Genomic DNA, 21,076 nt, shown 5'->3' on the forward strand with positions numbered 1-21,076 from the left:
GGACCAGCGCGGCCAGCAGCCACCCGTCCCGGACCAGCGCGGCCAGCAGCCACCCGTCCCGGACCAGCGCGGCCAGCAGCCGCCCGTCCCGGGCCGGTCCGCCTTCCAGCCGCCTGCTCCGGGACAGCGCGACCCGCGTTCGCAGGCGCCCGGCGGGTCCGGTCAGCAGCCGCCCGTGCCGGGCCGGCCTGACCTTCAGCCGCCGGTGCCCGGTCAGCCCGGCTTCGGACAGCCGGGGGCGCAGGAACAACAGACGTCCTGGCTGCCGACCGCCGGCCCTACGCCACCCGGGCGCACGCCACCCGAGCCGTCCGCGACCTGGCTCCCACCCGTCTCCGAGGCGCCGACGTCACCGACCTGGCTCCCCGTCGGTGCGCAGGACGCGCAGGACGCACCCGTGTGGCTTCCCACCGGCAGGCCGGCCACTCCCGGCACCCCGCCGGCGCCCCTCCCGCCCGCACCGGGCACACCGCCGCAAGCGCCGCCCGCCCAAGCGCCGCCCGCCCAAGCGCCGCCCGCCCAAGCGCCGCCCGCGCACGGGCCGGCCGCCCAAGCGCCGGCCACACAAGGTCCGTCCGCTCACACGCCGCCCGCACCAGGGCCGTCCGCCCACGCGCCAGCCGCGCCGGCGCCTTCCGCCCAAGGGCCAGCTGCACAAGGTCCGTCCGGCCATACGCCGTCCGTGCAGGGGCCGTCCGGCCAAGGGCCGTCGGCGCAGGGCCGCGCATCGGAGTCGGCGCCGCCGACGGGGCCGGTCCAGGCCCGCACCCCGCAGGTCCCCACCGCATCGCAGGGCCGCGCATCGGAGTCGGCGCCGCCGACGGGGCCGGTCCAGGCCCGCACCCCGCAGACCCCTGCCGGATCCCCACCGCCGCCGGAGGAGTTCCCGACCCAACTCCTGACGCCACCCGCGACAGCCCCGATCTCCGCCCCGCCGGCCGCCCGGCCTCCGGCGCAGGACGTGTCCGGATCCCGGCCGACGTCAGGCGTTCCGACGGGCCGACACCCGACCTCCGGGCCGCCGAACGACGGGAACGTGCCGACGGTGCAGTTCCCCACGTCGGCGCCGCCGGGGCCGCAGGGCGGTGGCCGGGTCACGGAGCCGCCGACGGTGCAGTTCCCGACGTCGGCCCCGCCGAGCGGGCAGGCCGCGACGGAGTTCGTGTCGGGGCAACGGGTGGCCGGGCGACCGCTTCCGCCGCCGCCCCAGCAGCAGGCCGCACCGCCGCCTCCCGGCGAGCGACCGCCGCCCCGGGCCGAACGTCCGGCCCCGCCACCCCCTGGTGAGCGTCCGGCGTCTCCGTTGCCCGGCGAGCGACCCGCGCCGCCGCCGGTTCGGGACGAGCGCGGGAATGATTCTGAGAGTGCCGCGCCGCCGAGCGGCGTGCGGGGCAGCGCGCCGGTCGGGCGGTCCGGCGCCACGAGTGTCCACAATGGAGAGAGCCGGGGCAACGATCCGCCCGGGCGGTGGGAAGGCGTTCCGGTGTCGAGTGCGCCGGCGAGTCCGCCCCGGCCGTCCGTCACCTCAGGTGCGCCGATGCTCGTGTGGCCGGTCGCCAACCTTCAGCAGAGCCAGCCGCAGCCGGCCCGGTTCGGGGCCGTTCTCCCGCCGGACCCGTGGGCGCCGCCGCAGCGGTCGCGGGTGAAGAAGACGCTCGTGTGGCTGCTGCTGATCGCCGGCATTCTCATGGTGGTCGGTGCGGCAGCGGTGATCGTCTATGAGAGTTCGACCGGATCCAAGCTCTTTGGCAGTGCGGAACCGACCCGAGCGGCCGCGACCGCGACCTCGCCCTGGACGCGGGTCGCGGATCTTCCGGTCGAACTGGAAAGTGCCGCCGTCACCGCCTACCGCGACCGGGTCTGGGTGGCCGGCGGGGTGGCCAACGACGCCGAGCACACCACGTTGAAGTCCGTGTACGTGCTGGATCCCGTCGCCGGCACCTGGTCGAAGGGGCCGGACCTGCCCGGACCGGTCAGCCATGCGGCGCTGGTGCCCACCCCGTGGGGCCTGTACCTGATCGGCGGCCGGGAGGGCGACACGGTCTCGCAGAAGCTGTTGCGCCTCGACGAGAAGAACGGCGCCTGGCACCGCGAGGCGCAGCTGCCCGCGCCACGGGCCGGCGGCGCGGCGGGATACGACGGCAGCAGCGTCGTGTACGCCGGCGGCGTCGGGCCGGACGGCACCGCGTCGGCGGACGTGTGGGCGTTGCGCGGCAGCAGTTGGACGACGCTGAAGTCGCTGACCCGTGCGCGCGAACGCATGGCGTCGGTGACCGATCCGACCGGCCGGGTGCTGTTCCTCGGCGGGCGGGACCAGACCGGCACGGCGTTCGGTGAGATCGACCGCTACTCCGGCGGCGCACCCGCACCCGCCGCCTCCGGAACGTCCACTGTGGTCGATCCGCCCGTGCACGGCGCCGGCGGTGTCCGGCTGGACGGCATCGGCGTGTGCGTGGTCGGCGGCGAGCGCAACGGCGGGGCGTTCGGCGACTGGTGGTGCGAACGGCCCGGTGCGGCGGCCGCGCTGCCGAAGCTCGACCCGCCGCGGGCCGGCCTGGGCGCCGCGCGGGTCGGCAACACGGTGTACGTGGTCGGCGGCTACGGCCCCGGTTTCACGGGTTCCAGCCGGGTGGAGTCCTTCACGCCGGCACGGTGAAGTTCGGTGCCTCTCCTGTGACGCGACACGCCGATCAGGCCGTCACGGGAGGAGCAACGATCATGAGGGTCAGTACCTGAGCGCGATGACGATCGCTTCGCAGCTGCGGACGGCCGCCCGCGCGGCGTTGCGGAGTTCGCGCTGCGACAGCGGGTGCTCGGCGAGGCGGTTGCACCGGGCGATCGCCTCCCGCGCCGCGTCGGCCAACCGGTGCGGGTGCGCGTCCGGCGGCAGGCCCAGCCGTGCGGAGTGTTCGGCGCCGCTGCCGCCGAGGAGGCGTTCGAGGTCGGCGAGGTGCTCGGCCTTGCCCGGGATCCGGCCGGAACGCAGCAGGTGCAGCAGCCGCACCTCGACGAACTCGTGCGCCGCCGAACGGATCTCCTCGGCCCACGACACCAGCTCCGTCAGGGCGCCGTACTTCCCGGAGCGCACCACGAGGTCCAATGTGGACAGTGCCGAACGGGCCTTCAGCACCTGCCCCCGCGAGACGAACTGCGCCGTGAGCACCTCGTTGAGCCGGTCGAGTCCACTGTGGGCGGTCAGCGCCGCGGCGAGCGCCTGCGCGTTCGGCGCCTGCTTGCCACGGATCAGCTGGACGCTGTGCCGCACGCCGAAGAGCCCGAGGCGGGCGAGGACCGCGCGCCGCGCGGCGACCGGCACCTTGACCGTGGCGTCGGGCGAACCGAACCGGTCGGCCGTCAGCATCAGGTCGATCGCGTCCTCGGTCGGCGCGGCGGCCACGGCGGCCAGCGTGCGGTACTCGTCCTCGCGCAGCGTGGCACCGGCGACGGCGAGCAGCCCGGCGACCGGCACGACGACCGGGCAGAGCCGGCGCATCCGTTCGTCGGACTGGTAGCGGGCGGCCACCCGCGCGGCCGTCTCCATCGAGTCCGGCCGGCAGCTGCCGATCTCGTCGGCGCGCGAGAGCACCCCGACGGTGTTGACCGGCGAGCCCTGCACGATGTCGTCCCCGTGGAACGCCTCCAGGAACCGCACGTCGCCGCTGTGCATGTGCCGCAGCAGGTAGATGACGGCGTCGGCCTGGGCGGCCCGGTCCTGCGCCGCCTCCAGGAACGTCATCGTGCGCAACGACACGTCGGCCGAGATGGAGCCGATTCCCGGGGTGTCGATCAGGGTGCTGGTGCGCAGCCGGCGGCTCGGCACCCGCACCTCGATGTGGTCGACGTCCTTCGCGGGACGGCCGAGGGTGATCCGCAGCGCACCCTGCACCCGGTCGAACGGCCGCGGCTCGACGTTGCCGTCCTCGAGGTGCAGCAGCGCCTCGTAGCGCTGGCCGTCCCGATACCAGGTGACGAGGCGGGTGCACTCGCCGGCGTCCGTGGGGGCCAGCTCCTCGCCGACCATCGCGTTGAGCAGCGTCGACTTGCCGGCCTTCACCTTGCCGGCGATGGCCACGCGCAGCGGCTCGTCCAACCGCTCCAGCGCCAGCGTCAGGGCGGGATCGTCCACAGTGGACACCGCACGCATGAGCAGCCGGCGCACCTGGGTCAGGATGTGATCGCTCATGCGCTGCGTCGTTCCGGGCGGGCCGCCATCTGCGCCGCGAACCGGTCCAGCTCCTGCCACTGCTGATCCAGCACGGCGGTGCGCTGGCGGCGTTCGTGCTCGGGCGCCTCGGCGGCCTCGCGGATCGCCGCGATGGTGAGATTGGCCGAGCGCTCCACCTGCTGCGCCCGCGCCGCGAACTCGTCGCGCAGGAAGCGCTGCGTGCGCCGCACCGCGTCCCGGCAGTCCTTGCCCACCACGAACGCCACCTCGTCGATGTAGCGCCGCAGCTCCGCCTTGGCCTGGTTGCGGCGGTACTCGGCCTGCCGCTGGCGTTCGGTGCCGACGAGCTTGCGGCCCACCACGAGCCCGACCGCCAGCCCGATCGGCGCGGCGAGCGTGAGCCCCAGCAGCGACCCGAACGCCCCGAACATCACGAGGCCACCGAAGGTCATCCGCGCGGCGGTGAACGCGTTGAGGAACTGCTGCATCGACGGCCGGTCGAACTTGGCGTCCAACCCGTGGATGCGCGCCAGCACCAGCTCCGGCGCGGGCAGGTCGACGTCGAGGCCCTCGTAGTCGAGGTCGAAGCGTTCGGCCACGTCGCGGGCCAGCTCCTCGGTGCGCTGCACCAGCTGGAACAGGTTGTCGACCGCCGCCGACGTCGCCTCGCGGGTCACCCACGCCGAGAAGTCGCGCCAGTTGTTCTTCGGGTCGTCCTCGTCCAGCAGGGCTTCGCCGCGGCGCAGCAGCCCACGGAGACGTTCCCGCAAATCGTGGTCGATGTCGGCGGACAGGTCCTGGATCCCGTCGTTGAGGACGGTCTGCCAGCCGGCGCCGGAGGCGGCGAGGGCCTGGCTGCGGCGGCTCTTCTCGGCGACCTGGTCGGCGATCGCCCAGCCGGTGCGCGGGTCGTGCCCGGCCGCGCGGGCGGCGCCCACCTGCTCGCGCAGCTGGCTGAGGACGAAGGCGACCTCCTGGCCGGCCGCCCGGGCCGCGAGCGTGTCGGCCTCCGCGAGGATGTCGCGGCGCAGCATGGTCAGCAGTCGGGGGAACCCGGACTCGGCGTTGAGCGCGTCACTGTTGCGCGCGGCGGCCCGCAGCCGCAGGAACGACGACACCGGCACCATCGGCACCTGCAACCCCGCCTGCGCCAGGTGGGTCTGGTTGAGGCGCACGATGCGCCGCCACTCCGGATACAGGTCGGTCTTGGTGACCACGATGATGACGTGCTCGCAGCGCGCCGCCGTCTTGTTGAGGAACTCCAGCTCCGGCCCGGCCAGCTCCTGCGCGGCATCGGTGACGAACAGCGCCGCGCGGGCCAGCGTCAGCGCGCCGAGCGTGAGATTGCCGTGCGCCGAGTCGAGCCCACCGACCCCGGGAGTGTCCACAAAGGACAGCCCACCGCGCAGCAGCTGCCGGTCGAGCCGCACCTCGACGGCCCGAACGGGCACCTCGTCCCCGGTGCGTTCGGCCACGTAGTCGTGCAGCCGCTTGAACGGCACCGCGACCTCGTCGTCGTTTTCCAGCCGGGCGGTCACCGACGGCGGCTTGCCCCAGCGCACCACGGTCGGCACGGCGGTCACGATGTCCGAGTCGACGGGGCAGACCTCGGTGCGCAGCAGGGCGTTGACCAGAGTGCTCTTGCCCTGCTTGAACTCGCCCACCACGGCCACCGGCACGTCGTCGGAACCCAGGCGGGCGGTGGCCTCGTCGATGCGGGTCATCAGGTCGATGCGGCCGGCCTGCCCGCTCAGGCGCCGCGCCTCGGCGAGGTCGAGCACGGCCCGCGCCACGGCGGCGCTGCGGCCGGCCCGCTGCTGGGCCGGGGAACTCGGATCGGTCACAACGTCCCTACGTCTTTCGGGGGCGATCGAGGCGCCTCAAACATAGTGGGTGCGCGCACGTAGGTTGATGGCATGACGCCGCCGCTCGCACCGGACGAAATGGTCGCCAACGGGAGTGAACGGGATGTTCTAGAGACGTTTCTGGACCTGTACCGCGATATTGCCGTACGCAAAGTCTCCGGCCTCGATGCGAGCCTGGCCCATCGGGAACTGTTGCCGTCCCGCACGACCCTCGCGCGCCTGATCGCCCACCTCGCCTCGGTCGAACGCGAGTGGTTCGCCGGGGTGCTCGCCGGGGACCCCGATCCGGGTACCCGCGCCGACGGCGGGTGGGGCGCCGACGAGAGTCTCGACGCGCTCGTGGCGGACTACCGGGCGGCGTGCGCGCAGTCGCGTGCGGTGGCGGCCCGGTTCGCGCTCGAGGACACCGTGCCGTCGGAACGGCTGGGCCGGGTGTCGCTGCGCTGGATCTACGTGCACCTGATCGAGGAGACGGCCCGCCACGCCGGCCACGCCGACATCCTCCGCGAACTCACCGACGGCGCGACCGGCTTCGACGGCTGACCCGCCGGTCAGGGCCAGCGGAACTCCAGCGGCGCCTCGACGAAGCGGGCGTAACCCTCGAACGCCGCCTCGACCGCCCCGCGCTCCCGCGCCGACACCGGCGCCAGCGGGAAGACGTCGATGCGGGTGCGGCGGGCGCCGGTGACGCGCTTCCAGGTCGCCAGCACCCGGCCGCCACGGGAGATCGTGGACTGGAAGACGCCGTTGCCGCCGGGGATGATCGCCTGCTTGTGCTCCGGCGCCACCATCAGCGACCGGTCCTTGAACCCGAGCAGGAACTCGTCGAAGCCGGGCAACGCGCGCACGGAGTCGTCGGACCCCACGTCGGAGAGCAGCGCGGCGGCCACCACCATCTCCGTGCCGTCCACGGAAACCGTGCTCAACGCGTCCCCGCAGGCCGCGATGCCGCGTTTGACCTCCGCGGCGGTGAGCCCCGCCCAGCCGGCGAAGTCCTTGCGGGTGGCCGGCCCCCGGCCGCGGAAGAAGCGCAGCGTCAGCGTCGCCAGCGCCTCCTCGGGTTCGAGTCGCACCGGGTCGGGCACCCACTCGTCGAGCAGCACGAACGACTGTTCCTTGCCGATCAGCGGCGCGATGCAGGTGACGCTCTTCTGCGCGGAGTACCAGAGCAGGTGGTAGCCGAGCTTGTCCGCGCCGGGAATGCCGCCGTCGACCAGCACCCGCACGCACTCGGTGCGGGTGAGCCGCTTGCCGCCGGCCAGCGCGCTGCCCAGGAGATCGACCGCGCGATCCGCGTCGGCGGAGGACAGGCCCAGGTACTCCCGGCGTTTGGCCGCGCCGGCCAGGGCCCGCACGCCGGTGAACGCCAGCATCCAGTGCGCGTCCCGGGACGGCACCAGGTGCACCGTGCCGCGCATGGGCCAGGTGCGCAGGGCCTCACGGCGTTCGAGCGAGTCATGCACGCCGGAGACGGTCAGGTCGGGCAGGCGGACGCCGAGGGACCACATGGCGCTGGCGTTGTCCTGGGCCTGCATGGCCCCGAGCCAGGTGACCACCCCGGCCACGTCCTTGGGCCGGTCCACGGCGGGGTGGTCGCGCAGCAGCAGGCTCGTCATCCGCAGGGTCAGGGCCTCGGCCGTGGTCAGCTCCATCCCGCGAACGTTACCGGCGGGCGCGCAGCGCGGCGGCCATCGCGGCCGAGTCGTGCGTGTCGGGATCGACGCCCTCGATCATGATGACGTCGCCGTCGAGGTGCTTCGTGCGCAGCGGCAGGATCGCCCGGTACGCGGGGGAGTCGTACCACTCGCGCACCTGTGTCATCGACGGGAACGCGATCGCCACGAGCGTGCCGGGCCAGCTGCCCTCGACCACCGTGACGGGGCCGCCGTGGATGACGAAGCGTCCGCCGTACGGATCGAGCGTGGCCTGGATCCGCTCCAGGTACTCGAGGATGTCGTCGTGCTCGGAGGTGGTCCTGAGGTGGGCGATGCCGTATGCGGTCATGTCCCCGAGTCTGCGGGCTCCAGGGGAGGCGAGTCGATTACGTCGGAGGTAACGGGATCCTCCGCCTTGTCCTCGTCCTTGTCCTCGTCTTGGTCTTCGTCGGAGGAGGAGTCGGAGGAGGGCGGCGAGGCGTCGATCAGCGTGGTCGGCCACAGCAGCGTCCCGGCCGGGAAGTCGGGCATCGGCTCGTCCCCGCCGGCCACCGGCCACGTCGCCGAGACGACCAGATAGCGGCTCAGGAGCAGCCACACCGCCGCGGTCACCAGTGCGGTCAGGCCGGTCAGCGAGTAGACCTCCCCGGCGAGCTTCTCCCCGAGCGAACGCGCCGCCGGGTCCGCCTTGACCGTGCCGAAGTCCGGCCCGATGAGGAAGATCCCGCGCGGCAGCAGCGGCGCCCCCTCGACGAACGTCACCGGCCACGCCACGAACACCGCCACCAGCGCGGTCGGCACCCCGGCGGCCAGCACCTGCAGCGCCCCGCGGTGCCGACGGGTCAGGTCCCCGGCGTACACCAGGGCCGGCACGCACCACACCCAGTGGTGGGTCCACGCGATCGGCGAGATCAACAGGGCGGTGCACGCGCACAGGAGCAGACCCAACGGGTCGCCGCCGCGGCGGTGGCCGGCGCGGGCCAGGGCCATCCCGCCGACCGCCACGCACACCGTCAGCAGCAGGCGGGCGGTGCCGGCCCCGCCGTCGGAGAAGAGCCGCACCGACAGGCCGTGCAACGACTGGTTGTAGATGTAGGTGGGGACGCCCACGCGCTCCGAGCGCAGGAACATCCCGTCGATCCAGTAGTCGACCGAGCCGCCGAAGTCGACGATCCACCCCAGCACCAGCAGCGCCACGAACACGGCGATCGCCGTCAGCGCCGCCCGCAGCCGCCGCGTCAGCACCAGGTACACCACGAAGATCGCCGGCACCAGTTTGATCGCCGCGGCGAGCCCGATCAGCGCGCCGGCGTAGCGGGTGCGCCGCAGCAGCGCGATGTCGGTGACGACGAGGAGCATGAGGAAGGCGTTCACCTGGCCGAGGCTCATCGACATGTAGACCGGCTCCAGCCAGAGGGCCAGGGCCGTGACGCCGGCCGTCAGGCCGACCCGCCCGGCGAGGCCGCGGTAGCCGAGCATGCCGAGGTAGAGGTTCGCCGTGAGGCCGACCGCGGCGCCGATCAGCACGGCGAACACCGGGGTCGCCGTCGCGTGCGGGATCAGCGACAGCAGCGCCATCGGCAGCAGGGTCACCGGCGGGTAGGTGTACTGCAGGTAGGCCCAGGTGTACGTGAGGCGGTACACCTCCTGGTTGTCCCGCCAGGCGCGGCCGCCGGCCTGGTACACCTCCAGGTCGAGGCCGCCGAGGACGGCGCCGCCGTGCGCGTGGACGAGCTGCGCGTAGCAGAGGACCGACGCCACCAGCAGGGCGATACCGGGCAGGAGCAGCCACGGCGGGGTTCTTACTGGCGGGGTCATCGTTCCTGGTCCTCCGGTCGGCTCGCCCGACACGGTACCGGGCGATCGCACCGATGAGTCCGGGCCGGCCGCCCGGTCATAGCGGGTATGACCTCGATCCAACCCATTGTGAGCACGCCGGACCTGCCGCGCCTGCGGGCGTTCTACGCGCAGGTGCTGGGCGCGGAGCAGACCATGCGGGTCCCCGCGGAGGGGCCGGAGTTCTACGTCGAGCTACGGATCGGCGACACGGCGCTCGGTGTCGTGCATCGGGCGGACACGGAGGTGGGTGCGCCGGTGCGGATCATCCTCAGCGCCGCCGTCGACGACGTCGACGCGCTGCTCCCGGTGGTCGAGGCGGCCGGCGGCAAGGCCCCGGACCGGCCCAACGACATGCCGTGGGGGGAGCGGGTGGCGCACGTCCTCGACCCGGACGGCAACATGCTCAACCTCACTCACCGGATCTAGGGCGCGTTTCGTAGACGTCGATGCTGGTTCCCAGCCGTACCGCTGCGCTGCCGCGTCCGCGTGCAGTTCTCAGGTGCCGGTCTCAGGTGCCGGGAGGCGGGAGGGTCGCGGCGATGTCCAGGGCCGTGGTGATCAGGTTGTGGGCTCGCGCGGTGATCGCGGCGAGCAGGCCGTGGGCGTCGCCGGAGGACGTGGCCGCCGCTTCCTGGAGGGCGGCGAGGTCCTCGTTGAGCTTGCCGAGCTGGGTGGACAGGCTGGGGGCGGCCTTGTCGCCGAACGCCTTGGCGATCTCGTCGAGGCTGACGCCCTGGGCCTCCAACTGGCGGATCAGGGCGATGCGGTCGACCGTCGCGGGGGAGTAGAGGCGGAAGTTGCCCGCGGTGCGACCGGCCGGCTCGATCAGGCCGAGCGATGTGTAGAAGTCGACGGTGCGCGGGCTGACGCCCGCCTTCGTGGCGACCTCACCGATCCGCAGCAGCTTTTCCATCGCCGCCTACCGTACAGTGGTACGTGCCGGTGGCGACAGTGCCGTCGTTGCCGGCGATGGAGCGGTCACCTCCCGGTGTCCCGCAGTGCCGCCGTTCGGGGCCTGTGCCCCGCAATGGCGTCGGCGCCGGTACCCCTGGGTCGAGGGGTACCGGCGCCTTCGCGCACCGGGGAGGTGAGGAGTGCTCTAGAGGGTCAGCGTCCAGGAGTTCAGCGTGCCGGTGTCGCCGGTGTAGGCGTCGCTGACCTGGAGCTTCCACACGCCGGCGCGGGCCTCGGCCGACAGGTTCACGGTGTAGGTCGCGCTCAGGTTGGCGACGTTGTCACCGGTGACGGCCTTGCGCAGCGGGTACGTGGTGCCGTCCGGGGCGACCAGGGTCAGGGCGATGTCACCGCGGTCGGCGTGCGTGAGCTTGACGGCGACGGTGCTCGTGGCCGAGGCGGTGCCGGTGCAGGCGACGGTCAGCTTCGACTCGATGGTGGTCTTGTCGGCGACCGGGCGGGCGTAGGAGTTCGTGGTGGTGCACGCCGCCGGGGCCGGGGTGGTCGGCGTGGTGGGGGCGGGCGCCGGCGTGGTGGGAGCCGGCGTGGTCGGGGCCGGGGCGCCGCCGATGAAGCCGATGTTGAGGAGCTTGTTCGCCGAACCCTTCGGGTCGGTCACCTTGTTCGCCACGGCGCCGCCGACGAAGGCTTCGCGCACCTGGGCCGGGGTGGCGGCCGGGTTCGCCGACAGGTACAGGGCGATCGCGCCGGCGACGTGCGGGGTGGCCATCGAGGTGCCGGACATCTTGCCGGTCGAGGTGTTGGAGTTCTTGGTCGAGGAGAGGATGCCCACGCCGGGCGCGAAGATGTCCAGGCAGGCGCCGTAGTTGGAGAAGCTCGCGCGGGCGTCCTTGCTGTCCGTGGCGCCGACGGTGATCGCCTCCGCGGTGCGGGCCGGCGAGACGTTGCAGGCGTCCTTGTTCTCGTTGCCGGCCGCGACGGCGTAGGTGACGCCGGCCGCGATCGACTTCTTCACGGCCGCGTCGAGCGCCGCCGACGTGGTGCCGCCGAGGGACATGTTCACGACGGCGGGCTTCGCGGCGTTCTTCGTGACCCAGTCGACGCCGGCGATGATGCCGCTGTACGAGCCCGAACCGTCGCAGCCGAGCACGCGCACCGAGACGAGGTTGGCGGCCTTCGCGACACCGTAGGTCTTGCCGCCGATCGTTCCGGCGACGTGGGTGCCGTGGCCCTGGCAGTCGCCGGCATCGGCGTCCTTGTCGACGAAGTCGTAGCCGCTGGTGGCCCGGCCGGCGAACTCGCCGTGGGTCAGGCGCACGCCGGTGTCGAGGATGTACGCGGTGACGTTCGCGGCGGTGTTGGGGTAGGTGTAGGCGCCGCTCAGCGGGAGGGCCGGCTGGTCCAGCCGGTCGAGGCCCCACTCCGCTGCGGACTGCGTGCCCTCGGCGAGCGCCACCTTCCGGTCCTGCTCCACACCGGCGACCGTGGGGTCGGCGGCGAGGCGCTTCGCGGCGGCCTCCGACAGCTTTGCGGTGAACCCGGTCGTCAGTTCGGTGTCGACGGTGCCGCCGTAGCGGGCGGCGAGCGCCTTGCCGTTCACGCCGTCCTTGAGCGTCACGATGTACGAACCGGTGATGGCGCCGGCTGCGTTCGCACCCGCGATCGTGCCCTCGGCGGGGGCGGCCTGCGCGGCGCCGGCACCCAGGAAGAGCGCGGCGATCGCGGCGGTGCCGGCGACGATGGTGGACTTGACGGCGAGGTGTGCAGCAGCAGTACGCATGCCAAGAAAGATCCGGGCCGGCCGTGGCACGTCCGGGACCCGTCGCGGTGCCGACCGGTTGCGCGCCCTCCCGGACCCCACGAAACACGCCTGACCTGGGAAAACAACTTTGTTGCGGGCCGGGTGCGGGCGTCCGGTCGCCGTGTTGGTTGTCCGCCGCGCGGGTGAACCCTTCCTGTGCGTAGGTTCGCCCGATCGGCTGGTTCAACCGGAAAGCGCACACACGTGGTTGTGGCAGACTTCTACGGATTGCGAGCAATCTTCGTTCCCCCATAGAGGAAGCGCCATGAGCGGATACACCGTCACGATCGCCCCGCACGAAGGTTCCTCCGGCGCACACACCACCATCGAGGTGGACACCGCCGGTGGACAGCCCCGCGTCACCGAGGTCCGGATCCGGGCCACCGGCACCGACGGGCTCAGCGCACAGCAGCTTCCGGTGTTGGATCTGGTGGCGCTGCTCTCCGCGCTCGGCCCCGCCGGCACTCCCGCACTGCCCGCGCCGCAGCCGGCTCCGGTGAAGGCCGCGCCGCGGCGCGCACGACGTTCGACCAAGGCTCCGGAGAAGAAGGGGCGCGCCTACCGCAAGATGCCCGATCAGGACGAGGTCGTCGCGGCCTGGAACGAGACCGGAAAGGTCTCGGCGGTCGCCGAGCACTTCGGCGTGCCGCGCCACACGGCGACCGGCTGGCTGCGCCGGCTGCGCGGCCTGGGGGTCATTCCGGCCGCTCGTTGACCTCCACCGGGAAGTGACACGCCACGCCGTCCGCCAACGGCGGCTCCTTCTCGGCACACAGATCCCGGGCCTTCCAACAGCGGGTGCGGAAACGGCACCCCGACGGCGGGTCGACCGGGCTCGGCACGTCGCCGCGCAGCAGCACCCGGCCGCGCCGCGCCCGGTCCCGCCGGCCGGGATCGGGGACCGGCACCGCCGACATCAGCGCGACCGTGTACGGATGCCGGGGGTTCGCGTAGAGGGTGTCGCGGTCGGCGATCTCCACGATCCGGCCGAGATACATCACCGCGACCCGGTCGCTGATGTGCCGCACCACCGACAGGTCGTGCGCGATGAACAGATACGCCAGGTTCAGTTCGGTCTGCAGGTCGTCGAGAAGATTCACCACCTGCGCCTGGATCGACACGTCCAGGGCGGAGACGGGTTCGTCGGCGACGACCAGGCGCGGGCGCAGCGCGAGGGCGCGGGCGATGCCGATGCGCTGCCGCTGCCCGCCGGAGAACTCGTGCGGGTAGCGGTTGTAGTGCTCCGGGTTGAGACCCACCAGTTCCAGCAGATCCTGCACCGCGCGGCGCAGCCCGTGGGGCGTCGGTTCCTTCTGGATGCGCAGCGGCGCGGCGACGATGGTGCCGACGGTGTGGCGCGGGTTCAGCGACGAGTACGGGTCCTGGAAGATCATGGCCAGGTCGCGGCGGTACGGGCGGAGCCGACGCGTCGACAGGTGACCGATGTCCGTCCCCTCGAACTCGATGCGCCCGTCGGTGGGTTCGAGGAGGCGCGCCACGAGGCGTCCCGTCGTGGTCTTTCCGCACCCGGACTCGCCGACCAGGCCCAGCGTCTCGCCGGGCGCGATGGTGAAGTCGAGCCCGTCGACCGCTCTGACTCCGCGGAAGTGTTTCTTCAGGCCGGTGACGCGCAGGAGGGGTTCCACGGCGCTCCTACAGGGTGGGTGCGAGGCGGACGCGTTCCGGGTGGGGCAGATGGCACGCGATGGTGCCGGACGGGACCTCTGTGGCGCACGGGATTCCGCCGCGCCCGTTGTAGGGGCAGCGCGGGTGGAACGCGCAGCCGGGCGGGACCCGGATCAGGCTCGGCGGGGTGCCCTTGATGGGTTGCAGCCGGTCGCGCACCGCGCGGTCCAGCCGGGGCATCGAGCCGAGCAGTCCCCAGGTGTAGGGGTGCTCCGGTTTCCGGAAGACCGTCTCGGCGGCCCCGTACTCCACCGCCCGGCCGGCGTACATGACCAGGATGTCGTCGGCGATCTCGGCCACCACCCCGAGGTCGTGCGTGATCAGCACGACCGCCGTGTGGAACTCCTCCTGCAGGTCGCGGATCAGGTCCAGGATCTGCGCCTGCACGGTGACGTCCAGGGCGGTGGTGGGTTCGTCGGCGATGAGCAGCTGCGGGTCGTTGGCGAGCGCCATCGCGATCATCGCCCGCTGCCGCATCCCGCCGGAGAACTGGTGCGGATAGTCGTCCACCCGCTTCGCCGGATGCGGAATGCCCACCCGTGCCAGGAGATCGATCGCGTGCGCCCTGGCGGCCTTGCGGGATACCGGATTGTGCACCCGGTACGCCTCCACGATCTGCCGGCCGACGGTGTACAGCGGATGCATCGCCGACAGCGGATCCTGGAAGATCATCGCCATGGTGCGCCCGCGCAACCGGCGCACCTCCTCGGGATCGGCGTGCAGCAGTTCGGTGCCGTCGAGCAGGACCTCGCCGGACAGCCGCACCGCGGAACGCCGGTGCAGCCCCATCACCGACAGGCTCGTGACGCTCTTGCCGGAGCCCGACTCGCCCACGATGCCGAGCGTCCGTCCCCTGTGGACGGTGAACGACAGCCCGTCGACCGCCTTCACCACGCCGTCGTCGGTGGGGAAGTGCACGTGGAGATCTCTGACGTCGAGGAAGGTCATCCCAGCCGCACCCTCGGGTCGGTCACCGCGTACAGCACGTCGACGATCAGGTTCGCGACGATGATGAAGCAGGCGCCCAGCATCGTCACCCCGAGCACCTTCGGCAGGTCGTTGTTGGTGACGGCGTCGATCGCGTACTTGCCGATGCCCGGCAGCGAGTACGTGCTCTCCGTCAGCACGGCCCCGCCCAGCAACAGCCCCAGATCCAGCCCGAACAGCGTCAGCACCGGCGTCATCGTGGCGCGCAGCCCGTGCGTGACGACGACCGTGCGCTCCGGCAGTCCCTTCGCCCGCGCGGTGCGGATGAAGTCCTCGTTCATCGTCTCCAGCATCCCGGCCCGGGTCAGCCGCGCATATCCCGCCGCGTACAGGAACGCCAACGTGATCCACGGCAGCGTCAGGTCGTACGCCCACGTCGCCGGGTTCTCGGTGAACGGCGTGAACGAACCGCCCGGCGGGAACCAGTGCAGCGTGTACGAGAAGACCGACAGCGACAGCAGCCCGGTGAAGAAGATCGGCAGCGACACGCCCGCCAACGCCGTCGCCATGGCCACCCGGTCGAACACCGTGCCCCGCCGCAGCGCCGACAGCACGCCCACGGCCACCCCGCCGACCAGCCAGATGACCGCCGCGCCGAGCGCCAGCGACAAGGTCACCTGCATCCGGTCCACGAGGTCCGGCCAGACCGGATTGTGCGTGATGAACGAGTACCCGAAGCACGGCGCCGGACAGTGTTCCGTCGTGGGGCCGGTGCTGTAGTCGGCACCGAGCACGAGCCCCTTGGCGAAGCGGCCGTACTGCACGTACAGCGGGTCGTAGAACCCCAGCTTCTCGGTCAGCTCACGGATCTGCTGCTGATCCGCCGTCCGGCCGGCGTACCGGGAGGCGAGATCCTCCGGTGTCGCGCCGGCCAGACGGGGAACCAGGAAGAAGATCGCGAACGTCACCATGCTCACCACGACGAGCATCAGCACGGCCGCGACCAGTCGACGCAACAGGTATCCCAGCAACGGCTACTTCACGCCGATCTGCACGAAGTCGTAGTAGCCGCCGAGGCCCTCGTTGACGTAGATGTTCTTCAGGTGGGCCGGGCGGTACAGCAGCACCTTGGCCCACACGCCGGGCAGGATCAGCGCCTCGTCCATCACCGTCCGGTCGATCTGGCCCCACAGGTCGTTGCGCTTAGCGGTGTCGGTCTCCAGCAGCGCCTGGTCGAGCAGCGCGTCGACCTTCGGCAGCGCGACGCCGAGGTTGTTGTTGCCGCCCGTCGCGCGGATCACCCGGCTGTCGACGATCTGCTGCAGGAAGCCGAAGCCGTCGACCCAGTCCGCCTGCCAGCCGCCGGCCAGCAGGCCGAGGCCCTCCTGCTTCACGAAGTCCGGCTTGCCGGCGTAGAGCTTGAAGTAGTCGCCCTGGGGGTAGCCCTTGAGCGTCAGCTTGATGCCGACCTTGCCGAGCGACTGCTGCATCGCCTCCGCGAGCGCCTTCTCCTTCGGGCGTTCGGTGCGGTAGGACATGTTCGTCTCGAAGCCGCCCGGTTTTCCGCACTCGGCCAGTTCCTTCTTGGCCGCCTCGACGTCGCCGTTCTTCTTCGCCTTGAAGCTGTACGGGTCGTTCTTGGGCGCGCCGGGTACCTGCGGCGGCATGATCGAGGTGGCGATCTCGCCTCCGGCGTCGCCGCCGTAGGCCCGCAGATAGCTGTCATGGTCGGCCGCGAGCAGGACCGCCTTGCGGCAGTGGATGTTGTCGAACGGCGCCACGGACGTGCTCAGGTGCGTGTACCAGAGCCGGGGGAGGGCGGCGCTGTCGGTGTATTTCTTCTGCGCCGGATCGGCGAGCACCTTCCCCTGGGTGGCCGCCTGCACGCCGGTGTTCGCCACGTCGATGTCGAGGTCGCCGGAGAGCAGCCGGGCGTCGATGTCGTCGGCGCTGACGTTCAGCGACACCTCGATGCGATCGGGGAGCGCCTTGCGGTGCGGGTCGTTCGCGGCGCTCCAGTTGTCGTTGCGCACCAACGTGAACCGCTTGCCCAGCTCGTTCGTCTCGAACTTGTACGGGCCGGTGGAGACCGGGTGTTCCTTGTACTTCGTGCCGGTGTCCTTCGCGCGCGGCACCGGGATCGTCGCCGGTTGCATCGCCAGATAGTCGAACGCGGAGAACGGCACCTTCAGCTTGAACACGACCGTGCGCTCGTCCGGTGTCTCGATCGCCTTGAGGCCCAGCTTCTCCGGATCGCTGTCCTGGTACGGGCTGGTGTATCCCTGGGTGTCGAGCACGTCGCCGAAGTACGTCGGCCCGCTCGGGAACGTCTTCTTGTCCAGCGACCGTTCGACCGCGTACTTGACGTCCTTGGACGTGACCGGTGTGCCGTCCTCGAACTTCACGCCGGCCTTGAGCTTGTACGTCCACGTCTTCGCGCCGTCGCTCGGCACACCCAGCGTCTCGGCCAGGTCCGGCACGAGTTTCGTGCCCGCCTCACCCGGCTGCGTGTCGAACATGACGAGCGCCCGGCCGTAGAAGCGCACGAAGTCCCACGAGTAGCCGTAGTACGTGTCGCCGGGGTCGAGGGAGTACCAGTCCCCGGAGTTCGCCATGCGCAGCGTGCCGCCCTTGGTGTCGGACGGGTTGTGCACCTTGCCGACGCCGCCGTTGGCCACGGAGTCGGTGCCGTCGGCGGGATCTACCGCGCCGCAGCCGGACGTCACGAGCGCCAGCGCGATGCCGGCGGCCAGCAGACCTTTCCTGCGCATACCGTTCACCCCTTGAGACGTGGATCGAGCGCGTCGCGCAGGCCGTCACCGAAGAGGTTGAAGGCGAGCACGGTCACGAAAATGGCCAGGCCGGGGAAGAGCATGAAGTGCGGTGCGATCTGGTAGAAGTGCGTGGCGTCCGAGAGCATCGCGCCCCAGCTGGGCGTGGGCGCGCGGATGCCCACGCCGAGGAACGACAGCGCCGCCTCGAACAGGATGTTCGTCGGGATGAGCAGGGTGGCGTAGACGAGGACGGGCGCCACGAGGTTGGGCAGCAGCTCGGTCACGATGATGCGCGCGTGGCCGGCGCCGAGACTGCGGGCGGCGTCGACGAACTCCCGTTCCCGTAAGGAAAGCGTCTGGCCGCGGACGATGCGGCCGATGTACGGCCAGCTGAAGAAGCCGATGATGAAGACCAGCACCGCGATCCGCAGACCGTTGCCGCGCAGGCCGAAGCCGCGGTCCGGGATGACGCCGGCGAGCGCGATGGCGAACAGCAGCAACGGGAACGCGAGGAACACGTCCATGAGCCGGCTGACGACGGCGTCGATCCACCCGCCGAAGTAGCCGGAGACGACGCCGAGCACGGTGCCGATCAGCACCGAGAGCCCGGTGGCCAGGAACGCGATCACCAGCGAGACCCGCGACCCGTAGACGATGCGGCTGAAGAGGTCCCGCCCGTTGACCGGCTCGAGCCCGAAGAGGAAGTCGCCGCTCATCCCGCCGAACCGGCCGGTCGGGATCTGTAACGACGAGTCGATCCGGTCCTGGTGGAACTCGTTGGGCGGATGGCCCAGCAGCGCCACGATCAGCGGTGCGGCGGCCGACACCAGCACGAGCAGCACGACCACGACCCCGCCGCCGAGGGCGATCCGGTCGCGCCGCAGGCGCCGCCACGCGATGCGCCACGGCGACCGGCCGACGATCTCGGGTGCCGTCTGCGCCGGTGCGATCGTCACGGTGATCAGGCTGAGGTTTTCCGGTCATCAAGTCAAGGGGATCAATATCTTCCGCGGCAGGTTGCGGCCAGCTCCATGGTCGTCGGCCGTCGCGCGCGTTCTGATGTGGCCATGGAACGACTGAACGCGCCGTGCCTCTCCGAACGGGAGCGCGCGGCGCTGTTGTGGTGGTTGGCGTCGATGTCGAAGGCCTCGGTGGCCCGCCGCATGGGCATCTCCACGCACACCGTGGACATGTACATCCGGCGGGCCCGGGCCAAGTACGCCCGGGTGGGCCGGCCGGCCCCGACAAAGGCCGACCTGCTGCTGCGGGCGATCGAGGACGGCCTGCTGCCGCTCGCCGTCGGGCGTGTGCGCTAGCGGACCGGGAAGTCCTCCACGCCCACCGTTGCCAGCTCGGTGCCGGGCTGCGCGGTCGGGGGCACGCGCACCGACCGGTTGCCCCCGTTGGCGGTGAGCTCCTGCGCCTTCTCGAACTTCCACAGCCGGCAGTTCGACGTGAAGCCCGCACCGGCCTCGTCCCAATCCGTGCCGGATGCGAGGAACATCCGGTACGTCCCGAACGGCAGCTTCTCGATCTTCGCGCTCGCGCCCGCCTGGACGAACACGCCCGCCGTCGCCACCTTCGGGTCTTCCGCGGCCAGCAGGACCATGAGGTCCTCGGTGCCCCCGTTGCGCACCTCGAGCACCCGCGTGCCCGGTTTCGCGGCCGGCTTCAGCACGGTCCCGTTGGCGGGGCGCGCCGCCGGCGGCGTCACCTTCTCCGGCAGGAACCCGCCGACCACGTAGCCCCGGGACGGGTCGACGGTGCGCAGCGCCGCCGACGCGGTGCGGATCTGCTCGGCCGACGCCGCCCGGCTCAACGCGACGACCCCGGCCGAGTTGGCGCAGATCGGACTCGTCGCCACCGTGCTCAGGTCGCCGGCCAGCTGCGCCAGCCCCTCGGTGAACTGCTTGTGCGCCTCGGCCACCGGGCCCGGTGGGGTCACGCCGGCCAGCTTCTCGCCCGCGGCGCGGGTCGCCTCCGCGGCCGCCAGGGAGGACTGCTTGACGGCGAGCGGCTGGCCGGCCTGGCCGAGCTTGGCGAACAGCGGGCCCAGGTTGGAGTCGACCGCGGCCAGGGTCTCCTGGTAGACGACCTCCGCCGGGGGTGCGGGAGGGCCGGGCTTGTCCGGTTTGTTGGGCTCGACGGAGAGCCACAGGATCCCGCCGACGGGGACGGCGAGCAGGAGCGCCATGACCGCCCCGGTGACCACCCACCGATGGAACGGGCTCCACACCTGCACGGGCGGTGGCGTGCTCGGAGCGGGCGGAACGGGCTGAATCGGGCCATTCTCCGTTCGGCTCTGCTGTTCGATCACGCGCGAAAGTATGGAACACGAACGATCCGTGACGGCCAGCGGGGCACGAAGCGAAGATGAACTTCTACGCCCCGTCCTGTCGATCACGGGCCAGCACGCCCACGTCCGGCTGGTCGGTGAAGATCCCGTCCACGCCCGCCGCGAGGAACGCCCGCAGTTCGTCCACGGCCCGCCCGCGCCCCTGCGGAGCGGCGCCCAGCCGCAGGTCGGCCGGGAGAAACCGGTTCTCCGCCCGGAACGTCCAGGCGTGCACGAACATCCCCAGCGCGTGCGCGCGCTCCACCAGTTCGGTCGGCGCGCCCAGCGTGCCGTCCGGCCGGCGCGGGATCACCAGGTCCTTCTGCGGCCCGATCCCCGCCACGAACGCCCGCAGTTCCCGCAGCCCCGCCGCGCTCAGGTGCTGTTCGTAGGTGCGCGGGTCGCCGACGGGCGTTCCGCTCGACTCGGCGAGGAACACCAGCGGCACCGTCAGCCCCAGCGCGTGGAACCGGACCAGCGACTCCGGGCAGAACGACTGCACGAAGACGGGCGCGTCCGGCGCGTCCAGCCCGTGGCGGCGCAGCGCGGCGACGACCGGTTCCTCGACCGGCACACCGATGCCGCGGTAGTGGTGCGGGTGCTTCGCCTCCAGGTAGACCCCGATCGTGCGGCCGGTCTCGGCGGACAGGCGGGCCCGCAGGTCGAGCACCTCGTCGAAGGTCGCCACCGGGAAGCGGCCGTTGTAGGCGGTGTTCGCCGGGCGCAGGGCCGGCATCCGCTCCACGGCGCGCAGCGTGGCCAGTTCGGCGGCGGTGAAGTCCTCGGCGAACCAGCCGGTGTGCGGCTCCCCGTCGACCACCCCCGCGCGGGAGCGGCCGGCGAACTCGGCCCGGGTGGCCACGTCGGTGGTGCGCGAGAGTTCGGCGTCGTGCCGGGCGACGAGGAGTCCGTCGATGGTGGGCACGAGGTCCGGTTCGATGCAGTCGGCGCCGAGGCGGACCGCCAGTTCGTAGGCGGCGAGGGTGTGCTCGGGCAGGTACCCCGAGGCGCCCCGGTGGCCGATGACCAGCGGTCGTGTGGAGAGCACGGATGCGGTGGAAGTCGTCACGATGACCAGAAACGACAGCACCGGCGGCCGGCCCGGATACGCGGG

General features: G+C 71.9%; 20 protein-coding genes. 5 read left to right on the top strand and 15 right to left on the bottom strand.

The annotated features are described in order from the left end of the window. Window positions 1-250: hypothetical protein (locus Val02_RS00575; protein ID WP_203896837.1), on the bottom strand; the 250-nt coding region annotated here is incomplete at its 3' end. A gap of 1,287 nt (window positions 251-1,537) precedes the next feature. Between Val02_RS00575 and Val02_RS00580 the strand changes: the two genes are divergently transcribed. After that, a complete protein-coding gene (locus Val02_RS00580; RefSeq protein WP_203896838.1) occupies window positions 1,538-2,656 on the top strand; it encodes a Kelch repeat-containing protein in 1,119 nt (372 codons plus the stop codon). Window positions 2,657-2,725: 69 nt separating this feature from the next. On the opposite strand, the gene Val02_RS00585 is transcribed toward Val02_RS00580, so the two are convergent. Beyond that, a complete protein-coding gene (locus Val02_RS00585) occupies window positions 2,726-4,183 on the bottom strand; it encodes a dynamin family protein (RefSeq protein ID WP_203896839.1) in 1,458 nt (485 codons plus the stop codon). Further along, complete coding sequence (locus tag Val02_RS00590; protein WP_203896840.1) at window positions 4,180-6,009, bottom strand: dynamin family protein; 1,830 nt, start codon at window positions 6,007-6,009, stop codon at window positions 4,180-4,182. The genes Val02_RS00585 and Val02_RS00590 overlap by 4 nt, the downstream gene beginning before the upstream one ends. A gap of 72 nt (window positions 6,010-6,081) precedes the next feature. Here Val02_RS00590 and Val02_RS00595 point away from each other — a divergent pair, with 72 nt between their 5' ends. Beyond that, complete coding sequence (locus Val02_RS00595; RefSeq protein ID WP_239151148.1) at window positions 6,082-6,573, top strand: DinB family protein; 492 nt, start codon at window positions 6,082-6,084, stop codon at window positions 6,571-6,573. Window positions 6,574-6,581: 8 nt separating this feature from the next. Here the strand turns inward: Val02_RS00595 and Val02_RS00600 are convergent, their stop codons facing one another. The 3 genes from Val02_RS00600 to Val02_RS00610 are packed head-to-tail and all read right to left on the bottom strand — an operon-like array spanning window position 6,582 to window position 9,503. After that, window positions 6,582-7,682: a winged helix DNA-binding domain-containing protein gene (locus tag Val02_RS00600; protein WP_203896841.1), complete on the bottom strand. Its 1,101-nt coding sequence runs from the start codon at window positions 7,680-7,682 to the stop codon at window positions 6,582-6,584. Between the two features lie 10 nt (window positions 7,683-7,692). Then, window positions 7,693-8,034, bottom strand: a complete 342-nt coding sequence (locus tag Val02_RS00605) for a DUF1330 domain-containing protein (protein WP_203896842.1) — start codon at window positions 8,032-8,034, stop codon at window positions 7,693-7,695. After that, entirely contained in the window at window positions 8,031-9,503 is a 1,473-nt protein-coding gene (locus tag Val02_RS00610) for a glycosyltransferase 87 family protein (protein ID WP_203896843.1), read from the bottom strand. Before Val02_RS00610 ends, Val02_RS00605 begins: the two co-directional genes overlap by 4 nt. A gap of 87 nt (window positions 9,504-9,590) precedes the next feature. Here Val02_RS00610 and Val02_RS00615 point away from each other — a divergent pair, with 87 nt between their 5' ends. After that, entirely contained in the window at window positions 9,591-9,950 is a 360-nt protein-coding gene (locus tag Val02_RS00615) for a VOC family protein (protein ID WP_203896844.1), read from the top strand. Window positions 9,951-10,032: 82 nt separating this feature from the next. On the opposite strand, the gene Val02_RS00620 is transcribed toward Val02_RS00615, so the two are convergent. Both Val02_RS00620 and Val02_RS00625 read right to left on the bottom strand, forming a co-directional pair. Beyond that, on the bottom strand, window positions 10,033-10,437 hold the full coding sequence (locus tag Val02_RS00620; RefSeq protein ID WP_203896845.1) for a MerR family transcriptional regulator: 405 nt from the start codon (window positions 10,435-10,437) through the stop codon (window positions 10,033-10,035). Window positions 10,438-10,623: 186 nt separating this feature from the next. Beyond that, window positions 10,624-12,219 (bottom strand): S8 family serine peptidase, encoded by a 1,596-nt coding sequence (locus Val02_RS00625; RefSeq protein ID WP_203896846.1) that lies wholly within the window; start codon window positions 12,217-12,219, stop codon window positions 10,624-10,626. 286 nt (window positions 12,220-12,505) lie between these two features. On the opposite strand from Val02_RS00625, the gene Val02_RS00630 reads away from it, so the two are divergent. Next, a complete protein-coding gene (locus Val02_RS00630; RefSeq protein ID WP_203896847.1) occupies window positions 12,506-12,955 on the top strand; it encodes a hypothetical protein in 450 nt (149 codons plus the stop codon). Here the strand turns inward: Val02_RS00630 and Val02_RS00635 are convergent. From Val02_RS00635 to Val02_RS00655, 5 genes are read right to left on the bottom strand one after another with little or no spacing between them, the layout of a single operon-like run. Beyond that, complete coding sequence (locus Val02_RS00635) at window positions 12,936-13,886, bottom strand: ABC transporter ATP-binding protein (protein ID WP_203896848.1); 951 nt, start codon at window positions 13,884-13,886, stop codon at window positions 12,936-12,938. The genes Val02_RS00630 and Val02_RS00635 overlap by 20 nt on opposite strands. 7 nt (window positions 13,887-13,893) lie before the next feature. After that, window positions 13,894-14,874: an ABC transporter ATP-binding protein gene (locus Val02_RS00640; protein ID WP_203896849.1), complete on the bottom strand. Its 981-nt coding sequence runs from the start codon at window positions 14,872-14,874 to the stop codon at window positions 13,894-13,896. Continuing rightward, complete coding sequence (locus Val02_RS00645) at window positions 14,871-15,869, bottom strand: ABC transporter permease (protein ID WP_308439976.1); 999 nt, start codon at window positions 15,867-15,869, stop codon at window positions 14,871-14,873. Before Val02_RS00645 ends, Val02_RS00640 begins: the two co-directional genes overlap by 4 nt. Before the next feature lie 18 nt (window positions 15,870-15,887). Then, window positions 15,888-17,624 (bottom strand): ABC transporter substrate-binding protein, encoded by a 1,737-nt coding sequence (locus tag Val02_RS00650; RefSeq protein WP_239151151.1) that lies wholly within the window; start codon window positions 17,622-17,624, stop codon window positions 15,888-15,890. Window positions 17,625-17,629: 5 nt separating this feature from the next. Beyond that, window positions 17,630-18,583, bottom strand: a complete 954-nt coding sequence (locus Val02_RS00655; protein WP_239151155.1) for an ABC transporter permease — start codon at window positions 18,581-18,583, stop codon at window positions 17,630-17,632. Window positions 18,584-18,694: 111 nt separating this feature from the next. Between Val02_RS00655 and Val02_RS00660 the strand changes: the two genes are divergently transcribed. Continuing rightward, window positions 18,695-18,943 (top strand): LuxR C-terminal-related transcriptional regulator, encoded by a 249-nt coding sequence (locus Val02_RS00660; protein ID WP_239151158.1) that lies wholly within the window; start codon window positions 18,695-18,697, stop codon window positions 18,941-18,943. Here the strand turns inward: Val02_RS00660 and Val02_RS00665 are convergent. Then, the gene (locus Val02_RS00665; RefSeq protein WP_203896853.1) at window positions 18,940-19,839 is read right to left on the bottom strand and encodes a hypothetical protein; all 900 of its coding nucleotides are present in this window, start codon (window positions 19,837-19,839) and stop codon (window positions 18,940-18,942) included. The genes Val02_RS00660 and Val02_RS00665 overlap by 4 nt on opposite strands. Window positions 19,840-20,008: 169 nt before the next feature. Then, a complete protein-coding gene (locus Val02_RS00670; RefSeq protein WP_239151163.1) occupies window positions 20,009-21,031 on the bottom strand; it encodes a glycerophosphodiester phosphodiesterase family protein in 1,023 nt (340 codons plus the stop codon). Window positions 21,032-21,076 lie beyond the last annotated feature (45 nt).

The organism is Virgisporangium aliadipatigenens (assembly GCF_016863615.1).
Classification (GTDB): Bacteria; Actinomycetota; Actinomycetes; order Mycobacteriales; family Micromonosporaceae; genus Virgisporangium; species Virgisporangium aliadipatigenens.